Below are 18,291 nucleotides of genomic sequence, written 5' to 3'. Positions count from 1 at the left end.
ATGTTTTTCTAAGGAATAACCTATGACCACCTTGCTCACCGCAGCAGAGCAAAAGAAACCAAATATTTGGCGACGCGCAAGGCATTCATTTGCTGTTGCCCGACACGAGCCTGCCAATTTGATTGGTCTTGTTCTGGCTATTTTCTTTGCTTATTTGATTCTTGCACCCGTGCTCTCCATTCTTGTGGATTCCTTTATCGTGCAATCAGGAGACGAAGCCAGAACCCACCATGACGAAGGCCACTTCACTCTTTACTATATTGTTCGCACTCTGTACTCACGCATTTCTGAAATCCTCTTATGGCAACCTCTCTATAACACCTTAGCCATTGCGGCCAGTACGGTGGTGTTTTCTATGAGTATTGGAGTAGTGCTAGCCTGGTTGGTAAATCGCACCAACATGACGGGACGAGCTTGGTTCGCTACGGCGCTGATTGTGCCTTTTATGTTACCAACTTGGACCTTCGCTCTCGCTTGGACGACGATTTTTAAAAACCGTACTGTTGGCGGACAACCTGGCTGGCTAGAATCTTTAGGCATCACAACTTCAAACAGTGTGGCGTACGGCTATTTCCCCATCGTTTTTATCTTGGTTTTGCATTACACGCCCTTGGTCGTCTTGATTGTCGGCAATGCGTTACGTCGCCTTGATTCACAAATGGAAGACAGCGCTCGAGTACTTGGTGCACCATCACGAACCATCGCTTTTTCTATTGTCCTGCCATTAATTCGCCCGGCCTTAATGTCTGCCGCTTTATTGATTTTTGCCGATTGTATAGGCGAGTTCGCAGTGCCTTATATTTTAGGTTTACCTGTGCGCTATGACACCTTGGCAACTGGATTGTATCGGGCACTAGACACCCGCCAAAACGGCGTGGCAGCGGTCATTGCTGGCGTAATTATGATCATCGGTGTGATCACCTTACTGATTGATGTGCGCATGATGAAAGAAGCTCGCCGCTTCGTCACTGTTGGCGGTAAAGGCAATATGGACAGACTTCGCAAACTGGGTCGTATGCGTTTACCAGCATCTGGCTTTGCGGGGGCTTTTGTATTGATCGGAGTAGTTCTGCCATTATTGACCTTGTTCTTATCCACCATCATGATTTTACCCGGCCGTTTTACACTGGAGAACTTCACCTTTGACTATTGGATTGGCAGTAATTTAGACACGGTCGCCCTACGCAATGGCATCTTGCTAACACCTGAATTCTGGCAAGCCGCGTGGAACACTATTGTCATTGTCGGCTCATCTTCAATGATCTCTGGGGTACTAGGTTTACTAGTGGGTTATGCGGTATTACGCTGTTCATTCAAAGGCGTTGGCGCTTTCTTGCGTCAGATTACCTTCTTACCTTATTTGGTTCCCGGCATTGCCTTTGCGGCGGCGTTTTTATCTTTATTCGCCGTGGCTCGCGGCCCGATTCCAGCGTTATACGGCACACCTGCCATTTTGATCATTGCTCTAGTGGCTTCCAAAATGCCGTTTGCCAGCCGATCTGGTATCGCCGCCATGACACAGCTGGGCAAAGAACCAGAAGAAGCGGCACGTATTGCTGGCGCCAACTGGTTTAGCCGCATGACTAAAATCATTATCCCCATACAAGCAGGGCCATTAGCAACGGGGATTCTATTGCCTTTCATTTCCGGTATTAAAGGCGTCAGCCTGTTCATTATCTTGGCGATTCCATCCACAGATGTTCTCACCACCTATTCACTGCGTTTACTCGATTACAACTACGACCAAGCCGCCAATGCGGTGGTCTTGATGATTGCACTTATCGCTTGGCTTGGCACCGTCTTGATCCAAAAGATCTCTGGTACTGGTTTGGCTCAAGGTCTGGAGAATTAATATGCCTACAATCTCATTAACTAATCTAACGAAATGCTACGACGGCAATACTGAACCTTCCGTTGATCAAGTATCACTGACAGTGGAAGACGGCGAATTCATGTGTTTGCTCGGTCCATCAGGCTGTGGCAAAACGACGATTTTACGCATGATTGCCGGTATCGAACATTCCACCAGCGGCGAAATTGCCGTAGACGATTTAGTGGTCGATTCGGTTCACCAATCCTGTTTTATTCCACCGGAACAGCGCCGTATTGGTTTTGTATTTCAAAACTATGCCCTTTGGCCCCACATGACAGTGGAACGCAATGTGGACTTTGGTTTGCGTTTACAAAAAGTACCAGCCCAAGAACGCAAAGAACGTTGTTTGGATGTGATGAGCAAGTTACGCATTCTTGAATACGCCGATCGTTATCCGTCTCAATTGTCTGGCGGTCAGCAACAACGTGTTGCCTTGGCACGTATGCTGGCGGTAAATCCTGGTATTCTGCTACTAGACGAGCCTTTATCGAACCTAGATGCGACTTTGCGACTAGAAATGCGCGCCGAGCTACGTCGCTTACATCAAACCTTTGGCACGACCATTATTTTTGTCAGTCACGACCAATGGGAAGCCATGACGCTGGCCAACACCATTGCAGTCATGAACAAAGGGCAGCTACAACAAATCGGTACGCCAGATGAAATTTACGCCGAGCCGAGCAATCGCTTTGTGGCGGAATTTATTGGTAACCCGAAAATAAATATTGTTGATTTAAAAGCCTCTGCCGCAGAGCAAATCAGCCTTGCTAATCATATTCGAAGCAGAATCGCCACCAACGAATTCACCAGCGTCTGCGCGATCCGTCCTGAAGACATCATTCTGACCGATACGGCAAACGCCAATACGCTGCCAATGAGCATTGAAAACATCATGCCAACGGGTGGCAGCTGGGTGATTGAACTAAGCTTTGGTGATGACAAATTATTCCACTCTACTCAGTCTCGTCCTAAGTGGAGAGAAGGAGAGCAAGTAAATGCTTATTTGCCAACGTCGTCACTGCACTTTTTTGATCAAGCAAGCAATCGCCTTGTTCTTCCAGAAACAGGTTTCGATGACAGCCATTTACTGCTCAACTCGGCGTCAATCAATCAGAAGCACACCAATCAACCACTCGCTAAACAAGCCTAAGCTAATCAACAAAGGAAACCGTTATGAACTTCCCGATGAAAAAGAGCCTTCTTGCACTGACTGTTAGCCTAACCACTTTTGGTACGGCTTCGACTTTCGCTGCCGACACATTTGATCTTCAAGCATTAATCGCAGCCGCAAAACAAGAAGCGCCGCTAACTGTGTATGATTCCACAGGAAAAATTGTTAAACAGGCGAAATCCTTCAGCAAAAAGTACGGCATCCAAGCAACAGGGATTAAAGCCAAAGCTTCGCAAATTCTCGAAATTGTCAGCCGTGAAGCGAAAGCCGGCAATGTGAAAGCCGACGTTGCCATTCTGGCCGATGCGCCTGCAGGCATGGAGCAGCTTTTATCAAAAGGTTATGTCACCAGCTGGGTGCCAAGCGATCTAGCTGAACACATTCCAGCAACCTACCAAAAGCCGCTTACTGTGGTTTTAGCCCCCAACATTTGGGCTTATAACACAGGCCTTTATGACTCCTGCCCAATCACCAATATTTGGCAACTGACCCTACCAAAGTGGCAAGGCAAAGTCGCCATGCAGGATCCACTTGGTAAACCGTCTTACACGGATTGGTTTAACCAGCTAGCCACACACCACGACAAAGCCATGGCTGATGCCTATCAAGCCGAATTCGGCAAACCATTAAAAACCAACGAAAGCAGCGCAACGGCGGCGTTCGTAAAAGCCCTCGCTGAAAACCACCCATTAGTCACCAGTTCAGACACCGAAGCCGCCAACGCCGTTGGCGCACCAGATGTCAAAGACAGCTTTGTCGGCATGGTCAGTGCCGCTAAGTTCAGAAACAATAAAAATGGCATGAAGCTTGGCCTTTGTGCCGACATGGTGCCATTTAGTGGCTGGAGCTACCCAGGCTTAGGTTTTATCACCACAGGTACTAAGAGTCCTAACGCCGCGAAACTCTTTATTCATTACATGATGACAGCTGAAGGCATAGCGCCACAGGGTGTTGATGGTAAAATGTCCACCAATCAGACCGTTAAACTGCCTGCTAACGAGCCTTCAGGCATTGATAAAGTGCGCGATCAAATCATGGGGTATGACGCATCCACAGCCAAATCGGACTGGGAAAGCCGTCAAGATTGGCAAGACCTGTGGAGCCTAAGCTTCAAAAATTAAGCAGTAAAAGGCTCTAGCTATTACTAAGAATGAAATCAGTTGGGACGAATTTTTCCCAACTGATTTATATATAACAAATAGAAAAGGATCCCTCCTTGACCCTCCACGACATCAAAGAAAGTGAATTAGAAAAGCGTGAAACCGCTCTGCATGACATTACTCTCAGCGCAGGAGCATTAGCACTGGAACGTTATCGCACCAGAAAACCAGGCGACTTTACCATGAAAGGCCAACAAGACTTTTTAACAGAAGCCGATGCATTAGTGGAAGAACACATTCGTCAGGCTATTCATCGACTTTTTCCTGACGATGGATTACTTGGGGAAGAAACAGGAGGCTCAGTCACCAACCCATCCCTTTGGGTCGTTGATCCGATTGATGGTACAGCCAACTTCGCCCGTGGCATCGATCATTTCTGTATTTCCATTGCTTTTGTTCATAACGGCGAAACACTACTTGGTGCAATCTACAATCCTGCGACAAACGAAATGTATTTAGCGCGTAAAGGCCATTACGTCAGCAAAAATGGTCAGGCGCTGCATGTTTCCAATATAACGGATACCCATAGCTCCTCCTTTGAATTAGGATGGTCTACACGGGTTCCCCAAGAAATCTACTTAGCAATCGTTTCTTCATTATTGGCAAGTGGCACCAATATTCGTCGTGGCGCATCTGGCGCATTAGCATTGGCTTGGGTAGCTGAAGGTCGCACTGACGGCTATGCTGAATCGCATATGAATGCATGGGACTGCTTAGCAGGATTACTCATGGTGCGTGAAGCGGGCGGGCGAACAGGCGTTTACCCTCAGACCCACGAAGAGATAGCGCATGGCGGAGCCATTCTAGCCGTAGCCCCCGGTGTCGCAGAACAATTTTCCAATGACACCATGATATCTCTGTCCACAGAAACACATAACCGAAAAGAAAATCAGTTTGGACTGACAGCCTAATCTGTTGACTCCATACAATGAAAGAGACAATTATGACCACCGAAAAAGTAAAAAAACGCTACCCTCGCCCACCAATGAGCCTAATTGAGAGCAATATTCCTGGCTGGGGCGTGGATATCTACATTGGCGGTTCTACCAGTGTGACAGACGCAGAGCTACTTAAAAAACATAATATAAAAGTGGTGCTTAACTGCGCGATAAACCTAGATATTGACCTTGTTAATTTGCAAGAACCTAACCCACCAGAACACTTACTAAAACATGGTTGGGCTCCTGTTCGGTATTACAAAATTGGCATGATCGATGGCCCAGGAAACCCAGAGTCCATGGTCTTAGCTGGTTATCACTTAATGCGCTCAGCTCTAGATCAGGTACTGCCTGAAAAAGCCTCCTATAAGGTTCGTGAAAAAGGCAATATTTTAGTGAATTGTCGAGGTGGACGCAGTCGCTCAGTCACTATAGTTGCCCTATTTTTGCATTTAGAATATCCAGATCGTTACCCAACTCTGGATTCTGCCATTGCACATATTCGGGAAAAACGAGAGCTTCACCCAGATGAATGGTATGAAACCCCAAAACCCGCCTTAATTCACCTAGCAGAACGTGCCGCCAGCATGGAAAAGGTACTACGCGAGGCGGGCTTTGGTCAGGATATAAGAAAAGCATGAAAAACCAGCAACCGAAAAATATCGCCAGCGCCGCAGAAGTAGCCAAACTCGCTGGCGTTTCTCGGTCTGCTGTTTCTCGCACCTTTACCCAAGGTGCGAGTGTTTCCAAAGACACTCGAGAGCGTGTACTGGCTGCTGCGGCAGAGCTAAATTATCACGTCAACCATCTTGCCCGTGGCTTATCTAACGAGAAAAGCCGACCTGTTTGTATTCTTGGTGCTAACCTAAATGCCCCTTATCAAGCTAGCTTGCTCGATGCCCTCACCCAGCGTTTACAATTGGCTGGCCGGGCTGTGATGGTGATCAATACGTCTGGCGGCGAAGCCAGTGCTGATGCGGCATTAAGACAAACGTTAAATTATCGCGCATCGGCAACTATCGTTTTATCCGGCACACCACAAACTACCTTAATCGAAACCTGCGTCAAGAGCGGCCAGCAAGTCATCCTTGTGAACCGTGCCGGTCAATTTGAAGGCACAGACCACATCAGTATCGACTATCAGTCCGCCATGGCCGACGCTCACCATATGCTTTTAAGAGCCGGCTGCACAAACCTTGCCGTTGTCTCGTCGACCATTCAATCACCCAGTTTACTGACTCGTGAAAAACTCTTTCTTCAAGCCGCCAAAGACGCGCAGCAAACTTGTATTCTGCTGCGAGCAGGACCAACCAGTTACCAAACTGGCGTAGACGCAGCACGACGTTTATTAGCCTCACGTGATAGACCTGACGGTGTCTTTTGCGTTACGGATCTGATCGCCTGTGGTTTTATAGATGTGGCCAAAAATGAGTTTGGTTTAAGAATTCCGGAAGACATCTGCATTGTCGGATTTGATGATATTGAGCAGGCCGGTTGGCTTGGCTACCAGCTCACCACTTTTTCACAACCATTAGGCGCTATGGTCGATGCCATTTCAGAACTCTTGGAAAACGCCTCTGACAAAGCGCGTAAAAAGCAGCATTTAACCTTCCATGCCCCCCCCATTTGGAGACACTCGGTTCGACCAAGCTAACCACATCGCCCCTTTTCTCTGTTATAAAAGTCGAGCGATTTTGTTATTTTTTTCTCGATTAAAGCATCGTATTCTTCTTCGCTTGAATTTTTATGCGGAAAAGATGACATGCTCAACAAAACACAGATAAAAGTACGCGGCTATCACTTAGACCTTTTTCAACACGTTAACAACGCCCGTTATTTAGAGTTTATAGAAGAAGGACGCTGGGCATTTTTTGATGAGTTTTTCGAACGCGATAACTGGATGCAAGACGATTTTGTCTGGCCTGTTGTCAACATAAACATTAACTTCAAATCAGAAGCCAACTTTGGCGATCTACTTGAAGTGCAAACTTGCTACACTAAAATTGGCAATCGCAGCATCACCATGAGGCAGACTATCATCAAAGTGCCAACCAACGAGATCGTCGTTGATGCAGATGTCACTTATGTGTGCTTCTCCAAATCGGCAAAAGCTGCCATTCCTTTTCCTGACGAAATAAGAAAGAAAGTCGAGTTGGCGATTACATCCGCTACACAATCTTAACCTTCTTAACAACTATGCTTTTACCTGTGAACTGTTGGTAATACGCCAACAGCATGTACAGATTATGAAAACCCTTGATTTTTATTGAGAAAAGTCGCTCTGCACCTTAACCTTAAAGCTAATAAGGAGAAATTAGCATGAAAGCAGAACGCCTAAAAAATACGATTACTTTTCTGATCTTGGTATTAAGTATCCTCATCATATTGAGACTGTACTTACCTTCTTGGGCACTTTATACAATCAATCAGAAGCTATCCGATATGGGTGAGTATTCTGGACATATAGAAGACATTGACATAGATCTTTACCGAGGCGCCTATCAGCTACAGAAATTATCCATTTCAAAAATAAAAGGCACACACAAGGTACCTTTTATTCGAATTGATGACATAGATATAGCCTTAAGCTGGCGTGCACTATTTAAAGGAAAAGTTTTAACAGATATTTCTCTACATTCACCGCAAGTTAACTTTGTCGACAGTGAAAAAGCAGATAACACTCAATCAGGTAAAGGTGGCGATTGGCAAAGTGTTGTCGAAGGACTTATCCCTATTACCATCAGCAAAATCAATTTACACAATGGCATCATCGCCTTTCGCAATTTTGAATCCAAACCACCCGTTAATATTCAACTTACTGAAATTAATGCCGTCATTTCCAATCTCACCAATATATCTGGGCAGGATGGTAAACGTGTCGCAACGCTAACATTAGACGCCAAGCTATTAAATTCTGCACATTTGGAAATGAACGCCCAGTTCGACCCTTTTGTCTCAAATGACTTCGGCATTGCTTTAAAAACAGAATCGGTTTCACTTCCCTTACTCAATGACTTTGCCCAAGCGTACGCTGGTTTTGACTTCCGAGGAGGCACAGGCGAAGTAGTCAGCGAGCTAAAAGCGACAAATGGCAAACTAAATGGTTACGTAAAACCTTTGTTCAAGAAAGTCGATATTCTGGATTGGCAACAAGATGCAGTTGAAGATAATGATGGTGTATTTCAACTATCTTGGGAGGGATTAAGCGGCGGTCTCTCCGCCTTATTTACCAACAGCAAAACGGACAAAGCCGCGACTATTATTGAAATAGACGGTTCCCTAAACGACCCTGAAATCAGTACGTTTGATGCCATTTTAGCCGCACTAAAGAATGCTTTTATAGAAGCATTCGACAATAAATTTGAGGGATTAAAAGGAAAAGAATAGTTTGATAGCTTCTTAGTTCTCAAACAATAAAAAAGGGCTATTCGCCCTTTTTTATTTATCTAAACCGTTACCAGCTCAATGATACTTTTTGTCCTGTTTCTAAAGACTGCTGTGCGGCATCAGCGAGCATTTGGGCGCGACGGCCATCTTCGAAGCTAGGAGAAACAGGCCTTTTTGCTAAAACATTCTCGATAAAAGACGTGAGTTGCAAGTTATAAGCGTCTACATAACGATCGATAAAGAAGTTATAAAGTGGATCTTTTACTTGCGTCGTATCTTTGCTAAAACGCGTTACAGAAGTTGGCGTTTGGTTATTAGAGATAACCATGCCTTCCGAGCCAAATGCCTCCACACGTTGATCGTAACCGTAAATGGCACGACGAGAGCCGTTAATGTGAATAAGACGACCTGATTGGCTTTTCATAATTACCATGACACTGTCAACATCGCCAATGTCGGTAATCTTTTCATCGACCATAGCGCTACCAAAAGCTTGCAGCTCCACAATTTCTTCGCCCAATACAAAACGCGCCATATCGAAATCATGAATAACCATATCGCGGAAAATACCGCCAGACGATTTCAGATACTCCACGGGCGCCATGCCCGGATCACGGCTCGTAATAATGACCTGCTCTAATTTACCTATGCTGCCATCTTGTGCCGCTTTCACGACAGCTGAATGGCTCGGATCATAGCGACGATTAAAGCCAATCTGAATAGGTACATGACAATCTTTAATTTGCTCTAGGCACTCATTTACAGTGGCCGTATCTAAATCAATAGGCTTCTCACATAAAATGGCTTTACCCGCTTTCGCGGCTTTAATAATAAGGTCCACATGAGTATCAGTACTGGTTGCAATCAATACCGCATCTACCTCAGGATCAGCCAAGGCAAGGTCCACACTTTCTGCTACTTGAGCACCAGTGGCTTTTGCAACCTCTTGGGCCGCAGGCGCATAAACATCATAGACATATTTTAAATTCGATTGAGCAAACGCCTGAATATTTTGGGCGTGCATTTTTCCGATTCGACCAGCACCAAATAGCGCAAAATTAAGCATGATATTTCCTTAGGTATATTTAAGGCGACTACAGTGCTTGTAAATACTGTGTTAAAAACGAACTCGAAATACTCATTTATACCTCTATAAACTCCGTTTTCTCGTTCGTTTTTGCCTTGTCTTTATTTCGCTTGTAACGTCGCAACAGTTATTAAGGTTTAGAGCTGTTTATCTCGTTCAATAATCCATTCATGATCCGGATCATTATGAAAAATCCAATGACGACTTGGCCCCGCCATGACGTTTAAATAATAAGACTGATAACCATGAGGTACTCCAACTGGGTGATACCCCTCCGGCACCATGACCAGATCACCGTCTTCCACGGCCATGGTTTCATCAATGCTTCGGTCATCGGTATACACACGCTGGAAAGCAAATCCTTGTGGCGGATCAATCTTGTGATAATAAGTTTCTTCCAACTGTGTTTCTGCTGGAGCAGCATCAGTATCGTGTTTATGAGGTGGATAGCTAGACCAGCCGCCACTTGGCGTGATGACTTCACAAACGAGCAAACTGTCGGCTGGTTCATTACCAAATAAGATATTGCACACATGGCGAGTATTACTGGTAACACCTCGCGTTTCGTATTGGCACTGTTCAGGGCTTATCAATTTCGCTTTAAAACCACCTTTGCCAGGAGCTTTACAAAATGCCACTTCAACATCAGTAATAGCCTCGATACAGATTTCATCTTGCGCTGGCGAATACACAGAATAAGGTGCCTTTTGCTCGAACACACTCATGCGATCACCTAGGTTTTGCCAAGCCTCATGTTGGGTACTCGCATTCGCTTTACCAGACAAAATGACAGCACACACTTCATCTGTTCCGGTTTGCACGGTTACAGATTCACCGGCTTTCAACTGATGTGCTTCAAACCCAACATAACGCCAATTAGCACTTTCTGGCGTTACCAATTGCGTTTGAGTCTCGCCATCTAATTGACGTTTTTTGCTTAATAAATATGACATAGTCAAAACCCCAGTACTTAATGTTTACCTATTCGAATAACAGGTTCAGTTGTATAAAAAAACTTATTTACCAACATCATATTGCTCAACCTGAACCCAAGCGCCTTTTTCGTAAGACTCAACCACGCTGTCGAGAATGATGTTTACCTGTGTTGCTGCTCTAAAATTTGGCCACAAAGGAGCATCATTAACCACCCCCTGAAATAAATCTCGAATTTCGACTGCTTTCATATCATTGAAACCCAATCCGTGCCCTGCCGACACACAAAAAGCTTGATAATCAGGGTGCTCTGGTCCCACTAAAATACGTTTAAACCCTTGGGTCTGAGTGTTACCTTCTGCAACATATAAAGACAATTCTGACAAGGTTTCTTGGTCGAAGATGACACTTCCTTTGGTGCCTGTAATTTCGAATGACAGACCATTTTTTCTCCCCCATGCGATACGTGACGCTTCCAAGGTACCTTGAGCACCATTAGCAAATCGCACCATCATATGAGCTTGATCATCGTTTTCGACCTCGCCTACCCCAGCCTCAGTATCGTCTGACGTTTGAGACAATGGGCGTTGTTGGTGCACAACTTTTAGATCAGCACACAAGGAAGTAATTGGCGCAACCAAATGTGCTGCTAACTGCACAAGATGTGAAGCTAAATCATTCAGTGCTCCCGTCCCAGCAAACTGCTTTTGCAAACGCCAGCTGAAAGGTAAATTTTCATCGGCAAGGTAGTCTTCATTGAAAATGCCACGAAAATGTACCACCTCTCCAATATCACCACGAGCAACTAATTGCTTAACAAATTGTACCGTTGGATTCTTTATGTAATTAAAACCAACTAAAGTTTTCACCCCAGCTCGCTCAGCCGCTTCCGTCATTTCTTTTGCATCAGCAGCGTTAAGCGCTAAGGGCTTTTCACTGTAAACATGTTTTCCTGCGGCAATAGCGGCAAGTGCAATTTCTTTATGCAAAAAGTTCGGAGCGCAGATATCAACTACATCAATATTCGAATCGTTAATTAAATTTTTCCAATCCCCAGTCGAGCGATTAAAGCCTAACTCCAGTGCTTTCGATTCAGCCAGTTCAGGGGTCGCATCAGCCAACATTTCACAATGCAGCTGATCTTGAGGAATGGCAAAAGCCGCCATTGCATTTCGATAGGCAATCGCATGGGCTTTTCCCATGTATCCCGAGCCAACTAAACCAACACGCATTTGTTTCGTTGTCATCTGGTCGTTCCTCATGCGGTCGCATCTAAGCGGCTGAATTCTTCTAGTTCAGCCGTAAGCTCATCCAGCTCTTGACCACCCGCCATCATTTCCAAAACGTCTTCACGGCTAACTTCTGATTTCAAGAAAGAACCTAAACTTTGCCCACGATTCAACAAAGTGAAACGATCAGCAATTGGGTAAGCATGATGAACGTTATGGGTAATCAAAATAACGGCTAAACCTCTGGCTTTGGCTTTTGCAACCACCTTCAAGACATTGGCCGATTGCTTCACACCAAGTGCGGCAGTAGGTTCATCGAGAATTAACACCTTGGCACCAAAATGAATGGCACGTGCAATTGCCAAACACTGTCTCTCACCACCCGACATGGTGCCAATAGCTTGAGAAGGATCTCTGACATTAATGCCCATTTCAGCCATACCTTTTTGAGCAATTTGGTTGGCCGTTTCAATATCAAAACGCTTAAAGATCCCAGATCCTTTAGTAATCTCACGACCCATAAAAAAGTTACGAGTCACACTCATTAAAGGCACTAAAGCAAGATCTTGATAAACGGTCGCGATACCAGAATCAAGTGCTTCGACTGGTGACTTAAACACCACAGGCTTGCCATCCAACAAATATTCTCCATCGCTAGGAGCATGAACACCTGCGAGTGTTTTGATCAAGGTAGATTTACCTGCGCCGTTATCTCCCAGCAAACAGTGAACCTCACCCAGCTTCACCTTCATATCAATATCTTTAATGGCAATAACAGACCCGAAATAACGGCTCACTTTTTTCAATTCAATAATAAATTCGCTCATTTTGTTCTCCTAAATTCATTTTCCAAAAAGTAAAGTCAAATGCAGACACGCCACTAATGTCGGGCCTCTGTTACCTTTTTACGAATATAGTTATTAAACAAAACTGCGATTAACAACATGGCTCCAAGGAATACACGGAACCAATCTGAATCGATACCAGTAAAGAATATCCCCATTTGCACGACACCAAAGATCAAGGCCCCAAAACAAGCACCAATCACCGAACCATAACCACCGGTCAATAAAGCCCCACCAATTACCACAGCAATAATGGCTTCAAACTCTTTTAACACACCTCGGTCGGCCGCCGCAGAACCAAATTCGAACACCTGACAAGCGGCGTAAACCGTTGCAGTGAATGCCGTAAACATAAACAAAGAAATTTTGACTTTATCCACTGGAACCCCGACATTACGAGCGGCTTTATCATCACCACCAGTAGCAAAAATCCAGTTACCGTATGATGTGCGCAATAGCACCCAGCTTGCGATAATTGCTAAGAGCACGCACCAGATAATAACCATAGGAATGCCTTCTACAACGGGAGTGCCATCATCGTAAGAACTAATCAAGCCAATGTTAGCAAACCAAACAAATAGGCTTTTACCGACAACACCACCAAACACAGCAGCGAGCCAATCCCCATCCGCGTATTTATCTATACCACCAACAATGGTGCGATTAGTGAACAAAATAGACAGTGCAATGGTCAAACCACGCAACATAAAAAGAAAAGCAAGACTAACGATAAAAGAAGGCAAGCCTGTTTTAACAACAATATAGCCGTTCAAGAACCCAATCAGCAAAGCACCAGCAAAGGCAAAAAGAATGGCCCCCCAAATTGGCCACCCCCAATAAACGGCAGGAATCGTCATCATCATACCGGCGAAACCAATCATAGAACCAATCGATAAATCAAATTCACCCGCAATCATTAATAAACAAGCACTGATTGCAATCAGGCCTAATTGTGCAGATACAGTTGCCCAGTTCATAATGCCATCTGAGGCAAACATGCCTGAGTCTCCAGCAGTGATCAAAAAGAAAACGAACACCAATACTGTTCCTGAAATCGCCCCAAACTCAGGTCGATGCAACAGTCGTTTCCAAGCCGGCACTTTACGAACCCGTTCATCTCCAGGTGTTTTTTCTTCTGTTGAGTTATCTGCTGTCATTTTAGATAAATCAACCGTTTGAGTTTGATCTGTCATAGCGTCACACCTTACTTTTTATATTTATTTTTTGTGATTTCTCATTGTCATATAGAGATCTGTTGGCTATCCAGCCGCTCAACAAGATTCTCTTTGACCATTCGATAGCTTAAGAGCTTTTCATTGAAGTAATGGAATCATGATAGAATATTTATTTCATTTCATTCAATAGGAAAAATAAAATTTTACTTAAAATACAAAAAAATCGATCTTAAAAACATAAAAAAAATCGATAAAAAAAGACATAAAACTATAAAAAACAATAAAATAGACAATAAAACCCACATCAAAATAATTTCTTTCAATATATTGCATTAATGAAATATTCATTCTAGTATCACTTCCATTCTGATTAAAAATAGATCAGAAGTGGTGTTTACTAAATCCAAAAATAAGTAATAACAAAAATAAATAAACGAAACGGAGATAGTGGTAATGAAAAACTTTCTTAAGAAAAGTACAGCCATATTAGTTGCGGGCGCAGCAACATTAGGTGTTATGTCAATGTCCACAGTAGCGCACGCTGAAGGTGAACGCTATGTGTTCATTTCCCATGCGCCAGATTCTGATTCTTGGTGGAACGTGATTAAGAATGCGGTTAAACAAGCCGCTTCAGATATGCATGTCACTGTAGAATACCGCAACCCACCTACTGGTGATTTAGCCGATATGGCACGAATCGTTGAGCAGGCCGTGGCGACAAATCCTGATGGTATTGTACTTTCTATTGCTGATTTCGATACCCTAGAAGGACCATTGGAAAAAGCCTCTAAAAAAGGCATACCATTCATTACCATGAACTCAGGCACTCAAGAACAATCCAAAGCGTTAGGTGCTTTATTGCATGTTGGACAACCTGAGTTTGCAGCGGGCTATGGAGCTGGACAACGTGCAAAAAAACATGGTGTTAAATCATTTTTATGTGTGAATCACTATATTACTAATCCAGCGTCTGTAGAGCGCTGCATGGGGTTTGCCAAAGGGTTAGGGGTTGAACTTGGCAGCCAAATGATTGATTCTGGATCAGATCCAACCAATGTAGAAACCAAAGTTTCTGCTTACCTTCGTAAGAACCCAAATACGGAAGCAATCCTAACCTTAGGACCAACCTCGGCCCACCCAACATTACGAGCGCTAAGCAAAAACCGTAACCTTAAAAATATTTACTTCGGTACGTTTGATTTGAGTGGTGAAATCTCAGCGGCTATCAAAGATGGTCGAATTAACTTTGCTATTGATCAACAACCTTACTTACAAGGTTACTTACCAATAAGCTTCTTAACGCTTTACACTCGTTATGGGTTGATCCCAAGTAACGATGTGAACTCTGGCCCTGGCTTCATAACCAAAGACAACATCGAACTGGTAGAAAAATACGCAGGAGAATATCGTTAATTCCATATAATAAATGAGGTGCATTAAAAACGGCCTCAACGTACTTTCTTAGTCAGCGACCTACCCTGTCGCTGACTAAGATCTCTCGATAAATGTCAACGAAACCATTCCTATTTACCAATCTTTGCTAGTGTTTTTTCGCCACGTTTAAGTACCCAATATAAATATGCCACGACTATCAAGTTAAACAACAATACAGCAAAGCTAACATGGCTAGGTTTTTGGTAAATGGCATAAAGTTCAAATGGAATATAAAGTGAACCACTGATAAAAGCGAACCACTCCGTCCAACGCAACTTGTGCCACAAACCATACGCAATAACAAAACGAAAACTGGCATACATCAAAGAAATAGTGATCACAAAGAGATGATTTTGTTGCGTGATTTTTTCAACAAAATTTAACGTCAAATTAACATAGTAATTATTTGGCGAGATAGGCCAATTTTGCATGACATCAGTAGCAAGTTGATGAAGATCTTGCCTAGCAATAACGTTAACACTCAATGCCAAACATAAAGCCAAGGCTCCTTTTAGCCCATCGACTAACGCAATCGCTTTTAACCCTTCAAACTTCATACGCTCGACTTTTTTGAAAAAAATCAGCATACAACAAATAGATGAAAAAAATATGATGACATTATGTATCTTATTTAACAGAGGCAAAATAAAAGGATTACAATGAAAAAAAACCCGCTTTCCTCTCGGAAGCGGGTTTAGTTGTTGGTAACGCTACTTAATTACGCTAGATCAAAACGATCCAATTCCATTACCTTCGTCCAAGCTGCAATAAAGTCTTTCACAAAGCGCTCTTGCGAATCAGAGCAAGCATACACTTCAGCAATGGCACGTAGTTGAGAATTGGAACCGAAGACCAAATCTGCACGGGTCGCTGTCCATTTGATCTTACCAGTGGTGCGGTCACGCCCTTGGAACTCTTCCTCTTCTTCCGAAGTCGCAAACCACTTAGTTCCCATATCCAATAAATTCACAAAGAAATCATTGCTTAAGGTTTCTGGCTTGTCAGTTAACACACCATGCTGAGATTGACCAACATTAGTATTCAATACGCGTAAACCACCTAACAACACTGTCATTTCTGGCGCAGAAAGCGTTAACAACTGCGCTCTATCCACCAGCATTTCTTCCGCTGATACGGTGAACTTACCTTTCAAATAGTTACGGAAGCCATCTGCAGCAGGCTCTAAGAAAGCAAAAGATTCCACATCTGTTTGCTCTTGAGAAGCATCAGCACGCCCCGCCGTGAAAGGAACCGTCACATTATGACCGGCGGCTTTGGCGGCTTGTTCAACACCAACCGAGCCAGCCAATACAATCAAATCCGCTAAAGAAACCTGCTTAGTGGAATCTTGGCGATTAAACTCGGCTTGAATCCCTTCTAAAACAGACAACACCTTGGCAAGTTGCTCTGGCTGATTTACGGCCCAGTCTTTTTGTGGCGCTAAACGGATTCGAGCACCATTTGCTCCACCGCGCATATCTGAACCGCGGTAAGTCGATGCGGAAGCCCAAGCTGTCGATACCAATTGTGCAACACTCAAACCCGAAGCCTGAATTTTGGCTTTCAAATCAGAAATATCTTGGTCATTAACCGAGACATAAGTAACAGCTGGAATCGGGTCTTGCCATACCAACTCTTCTTGTGGGACCAAAGGTCCTAGGTAACGAGCTACTGGCCCCATATCACGGTGAGTCAATTTGAACCAAGCGCGAGCAAAGGCATCCGCTAATTGGTCTGGATTCTCGTAAAAACGTCGAGAAATAGGACCGTAAATTGGATCATCACGCAGTGCCAAATCCGATGTGAACATCACTGGCGCATGACGTTTAGATGCATCATGGGCATCCGGAACAGAACCGTCTGCTGCACCACCTTTAGGAGTCCATTGCCAAGCACCAGCAGGGCTCTTGGTTAATTCCCAGTCATATTCAAATAAGTTTTCAAAGTAGCCATTGTCCCAAGTGATCGGGCTTTTCGTCCAAGCACCTTCTAGACCACTGGAAATAGTATCAGCGCCCTTCCCAGAGCCCATGCTATTGCTCCATCCAAAACCTTGCTCGGCTATGCCTGCGGCTTCTGGATCAGCACCTACTTGAGCAGCATCACCCGCACCATGGGCTTTACCAAAGGTATGACCACCTGCAATCAAGGCAACCGTTTCTTCGTCGTTCATCGCCATTCGGCCAAAGGTATCGCGAATATCACGAGCAGAGGCTAACGTATCTGGCTTGCCTTCTGGACCTTCTGGATTGACATAAATTAAGCCCATTTGCACCGCAGCTAGTGGGTTTTCTAATTCACGATCACCGGTATAACGCTCGTCATCTAACCAAGTCTTTTCCGCACCCCAGTAAATGTCTTCTTCAGGCTGCCATACATCTACTCGTCCACCAGCAAAACCGAATGTTTTGAATCCCATAGATTCTAGTGCGCAGTTACCGGCCAATATCATTAAATCGGCCCAAGAGATTTTACGACCGTATTTTTGCTTAATAGGCCAAAGCAAGCGACGGGCTTTATCTAGGTTAACGTTATCTGGCCAGCTGTTTAATGGAGCAAAACGTTGGGTACCTGAAGTGGCACCGCCACGACCATCGGCCGTTCGATAAGTACCAGCACTGTGCCACGCCATACGAATGAAGAATGGACCATAGTGTCCATAGTCGGCAGGCCACCAATCTTGTGAATCTGTCATCAAAGCAAATAAATCTTGGCGAAGCGCTTCAAGATCTAAACTATTAAATTCTTTAGCGTAATCAAAGTCTTCGCCCATCGGATTAGACTTCGGTGAGTGCTGATGCAGAATGTTTAAGTTTAACTGGTTGGGCCACCAGTCTTTATTAGATGTGCCGCGGCCTGATGATTGATTTGCACCTGCGGCACCATGATTAAAAGGACACTTACCTTCGTTAGACATAACTCTCTCCTGCTTGCTACTTAGAACGTTTTATTGTTTCTGTGACATTGAATTAACTATAGTTATAAACTTAAAAAGAGCGAGTAACTAATAAATAAAAACTAATGAGATGATAGCCTAAACCGGCCACCCGTTGTTTTGT

At 44.2% G+C, this 18,291-nt stretch carries 16 protein-coding genes; 9 read left to right on the top strand and 7 right to left on the bottom strand.

Translation table 11 applies throughout. The annotated features are described in order from the left end of the window. Positions 1-22: 22 nt before the first annotated feature. The 8 genes from C0J08_RS07760 (at position 23) to C0J08_RS07725 (ending at position 8,529) form a co-directional block, all read left to right on the top strand. Positions 23-1,852 carry an ABC transporter permease gene (locus C0J08_RS07760; protein ID WP_212655521.1) on the top strand — a complete coding sequence of 610 codons (1,830 nt, stop codon included), beginning with the start codon at positions 23-25 and terminating at the stop codon, positions 1,850-1,852. Position 1,853: 1 nt separating this feature from the next. Next, positions 1,854-3,023: an ABC transporter ATP-binding protein gene (locus C0J08_RS07755; protein WP_212655520.1), complete on the top strand. Its 1,170-nt coding sequence runs from the start codon at positions 1,854-1,856 to the stop codon at positions 3,021-3,023. Between the two features lie 23 nt (positions 3,024-3,046). Then, positions 3,047-4,165, top strand: a complete 1,119-nt coding sequence (locus tag C0J08_RS07750; RefSeq protein WP_212655519.1) for an ABC transporter substrate-binding protein — start codon at positions 3,047-3,049, stop codon at positions 4,163-4,165. A gap of 95 nt (positions 4,166-4,260) precedes the next feature. Next, the gene (locus tag C0J08_RS07745) at positions 4,261-5,115 is read left to right on the top strand and encodes an inositol monophosphatase family protein (protein WP_212655518.1); all 855 of its coding nucleotides are present in this window, start codon (positions 4,261-4,263) and stop codon (positions 5,113-5,115) included. A 32-nt stretch (positions 5,116-5,147) separates the two neighbouring features. Beyond that, complete coding sequence (locus C0J08_RS07740) at positions 5,148-5,783, top strand: dual specificity protein phosphatase family protein (RefSeq protein ID WP_212655517.1); 636 nt, start codon at positions 5,148-5,150, stop codon at positions 5,781-5,783. Then, complete coding sequence (locus C0J08_RS07735; protein ID WP_212655516.1) at positions 5,780-6,796, top strand: LacI family DNA-binding transcriptional regulator; 1,017 nt, start codon at positions 5,780-5,782, stop codon at positions 6,794-6,796. The genes C0J08_RS07740 and C0J08_RS07735 overlap by 4 nt, the downstream gene beginning before the upstream one ends. Before the next feature lie 108 nt (positions 6,797-6,904). Further along, positions 6,905-7,324, top strand: a complete 420-nt coding sequence (locus C0J08_RS07730) for an acyl-CoA thioesterase (protein ID WP_212655515.1) — start codon at positions 6,905-6,907, stop codon at positions 7,322-7,324. Positions 7,325-7,461: 137 nt separating this feature from the next. Beyond that, positions 7,462-8,529, top strand: coding sequence for a DUF748 domain-containing protein (locus C0J08_RS07725; RefSeq protein ID WP_212655514.1), 1,068 nt, complete (start codon positions 7,462-7,464; stop codon positions 8,527-8,529). Positions 8,530-8,596: 67 nt separating this feature from the next. Here C0J08_RS07725 and iolG read toward each other — a convergent pair whose 3' ends face one another. The 5 genes from iolG to C0J08_RS07700 all read right to left on the bottom strand — a co-directional run bounded on the left by iolG (position 8,597) and on the right by C0J08_RS07700 (position 13,816). Continuing rightward, positions 8,597-9,595, bottom strand: a complete 999-nt coding sequence (iolG, locus tag C0J08_RS07720) for an inositol 2-dehydrogenase (RefSeq protein ID WP_212655513.1) — start codon at positions 9,593-9,595, stop codon at positions 8,597-8,599. Positions 9,596-9,753: 158 nt separating this feature from the next. Next, positions 9,754-10,569 carry a 5-deoxy-glucuronate isomerase gene (gene iolB / locus C0J08_RS07715; protein ID WP_212655512.1) on the bottom strand — a complete coding sequence of 272 codons (816 nt, stop codon included), beginning with the start codon at positions 10,567-10,569 and terminating at the stop codon, positions 9,754-9,756. A gap of 63 nt (positions 10,570-10,632) precedes the next feature. Then, complete coding sequence (locus C0J08_RS07710; RefSeq protein ID WP_212655511.1) at positions 10,633-11,796, bottom strand: Gfo/Idh/MocA family protein; 1,164 nt, start codon at positions 11,794-11,796, stop codon at positions 10,633-10,635. An 11-nt stretch (positions 11,797-11,807) separates the two neighbouring features. Continuing rightward, on the bottom strand, positions 11,808-12,605 hold the full coding sequence (locus C0J08_RS07705) for an ATP-binding cassette domain-containing protein (RefSeq protein ID WP_212655510.1): 798 nt from the start codon (positions 12,603-12,605) through the stop codon (positions 11,808-11,810). A gap of 53 nt (positions 12,606-12,658) precedes the next feature. Then, positions 12,659-13,816 (bottom strand): ABC transporter permease, encoded by a 1,158-nt coding sequence (locus C0J08_RS07700; RefSeq protein ID WP_249344573.1) that lies wholly within the window; start codon positions 13,814-13,816, stop codon positions 12,659-12,661. Between the two features lie 435 nt (positions 13,817-14,251). Between C0J08_RS07700 and C0J08_RS07695 the strand changes: the two genes are divergently transcribed. Next, on the top strand, positions 14,252-15,211 hold the full coding sequence (locus C0J08_RS07695) for a sugar ABC transporter substrate-binding protein (RefSeq protein ID WP_212655509.1): 960 nt from the start codon (positions 14,252-14,254) through the stop codon (positions 15,209-15,211). A gap of 110 nt (positions 15,212-15,321) precedes the next feature. On the opposite strand, the gene C0J08_RS07690 is transcribed toward C0J08_RS07695, so the two are convergent. Beyond that, positions 15,322-15,789 (bottom strand): DUF2127 domain-containing protein, encoded by a 468-nt coding sequence (locus C0J08_RS07690; protein ID WP_212655508.1) that lies wholly within the window; start codon positions 15,787-15,789, stop codon positions 15,322-15,324. Positions 15,790-15,950: 161 nt separating this feature from the next. Beyond that, complete coding sequence (gene katG / locus C0J08_RS07685; protein WP_212655507.1) at positions 15,951-18,149, bottom strand: catalase/peroxidase HPI; 2,199 nt, start codon at positions 18,147-18,149, stop codon at positions 15,951-15,953. Between the last annotated feature and the right edge of the window lie 142 nt (positions 18,150-18,291).

The organism is Marinomonas sp. CT5, assembly GCF_018336975.1.
Classification (GTDB): domain Bacteria; phylum Pseudomonadota; class Gammaproteobacteria; order Pseudomonadales; family Marinomonadaceae; genus Marinomonas.
The sequence above is the reverse complement of the archived record's forward strand: the minus strand, read 5'-3'. Positions and strand labels throughout refer to the sequence as shown.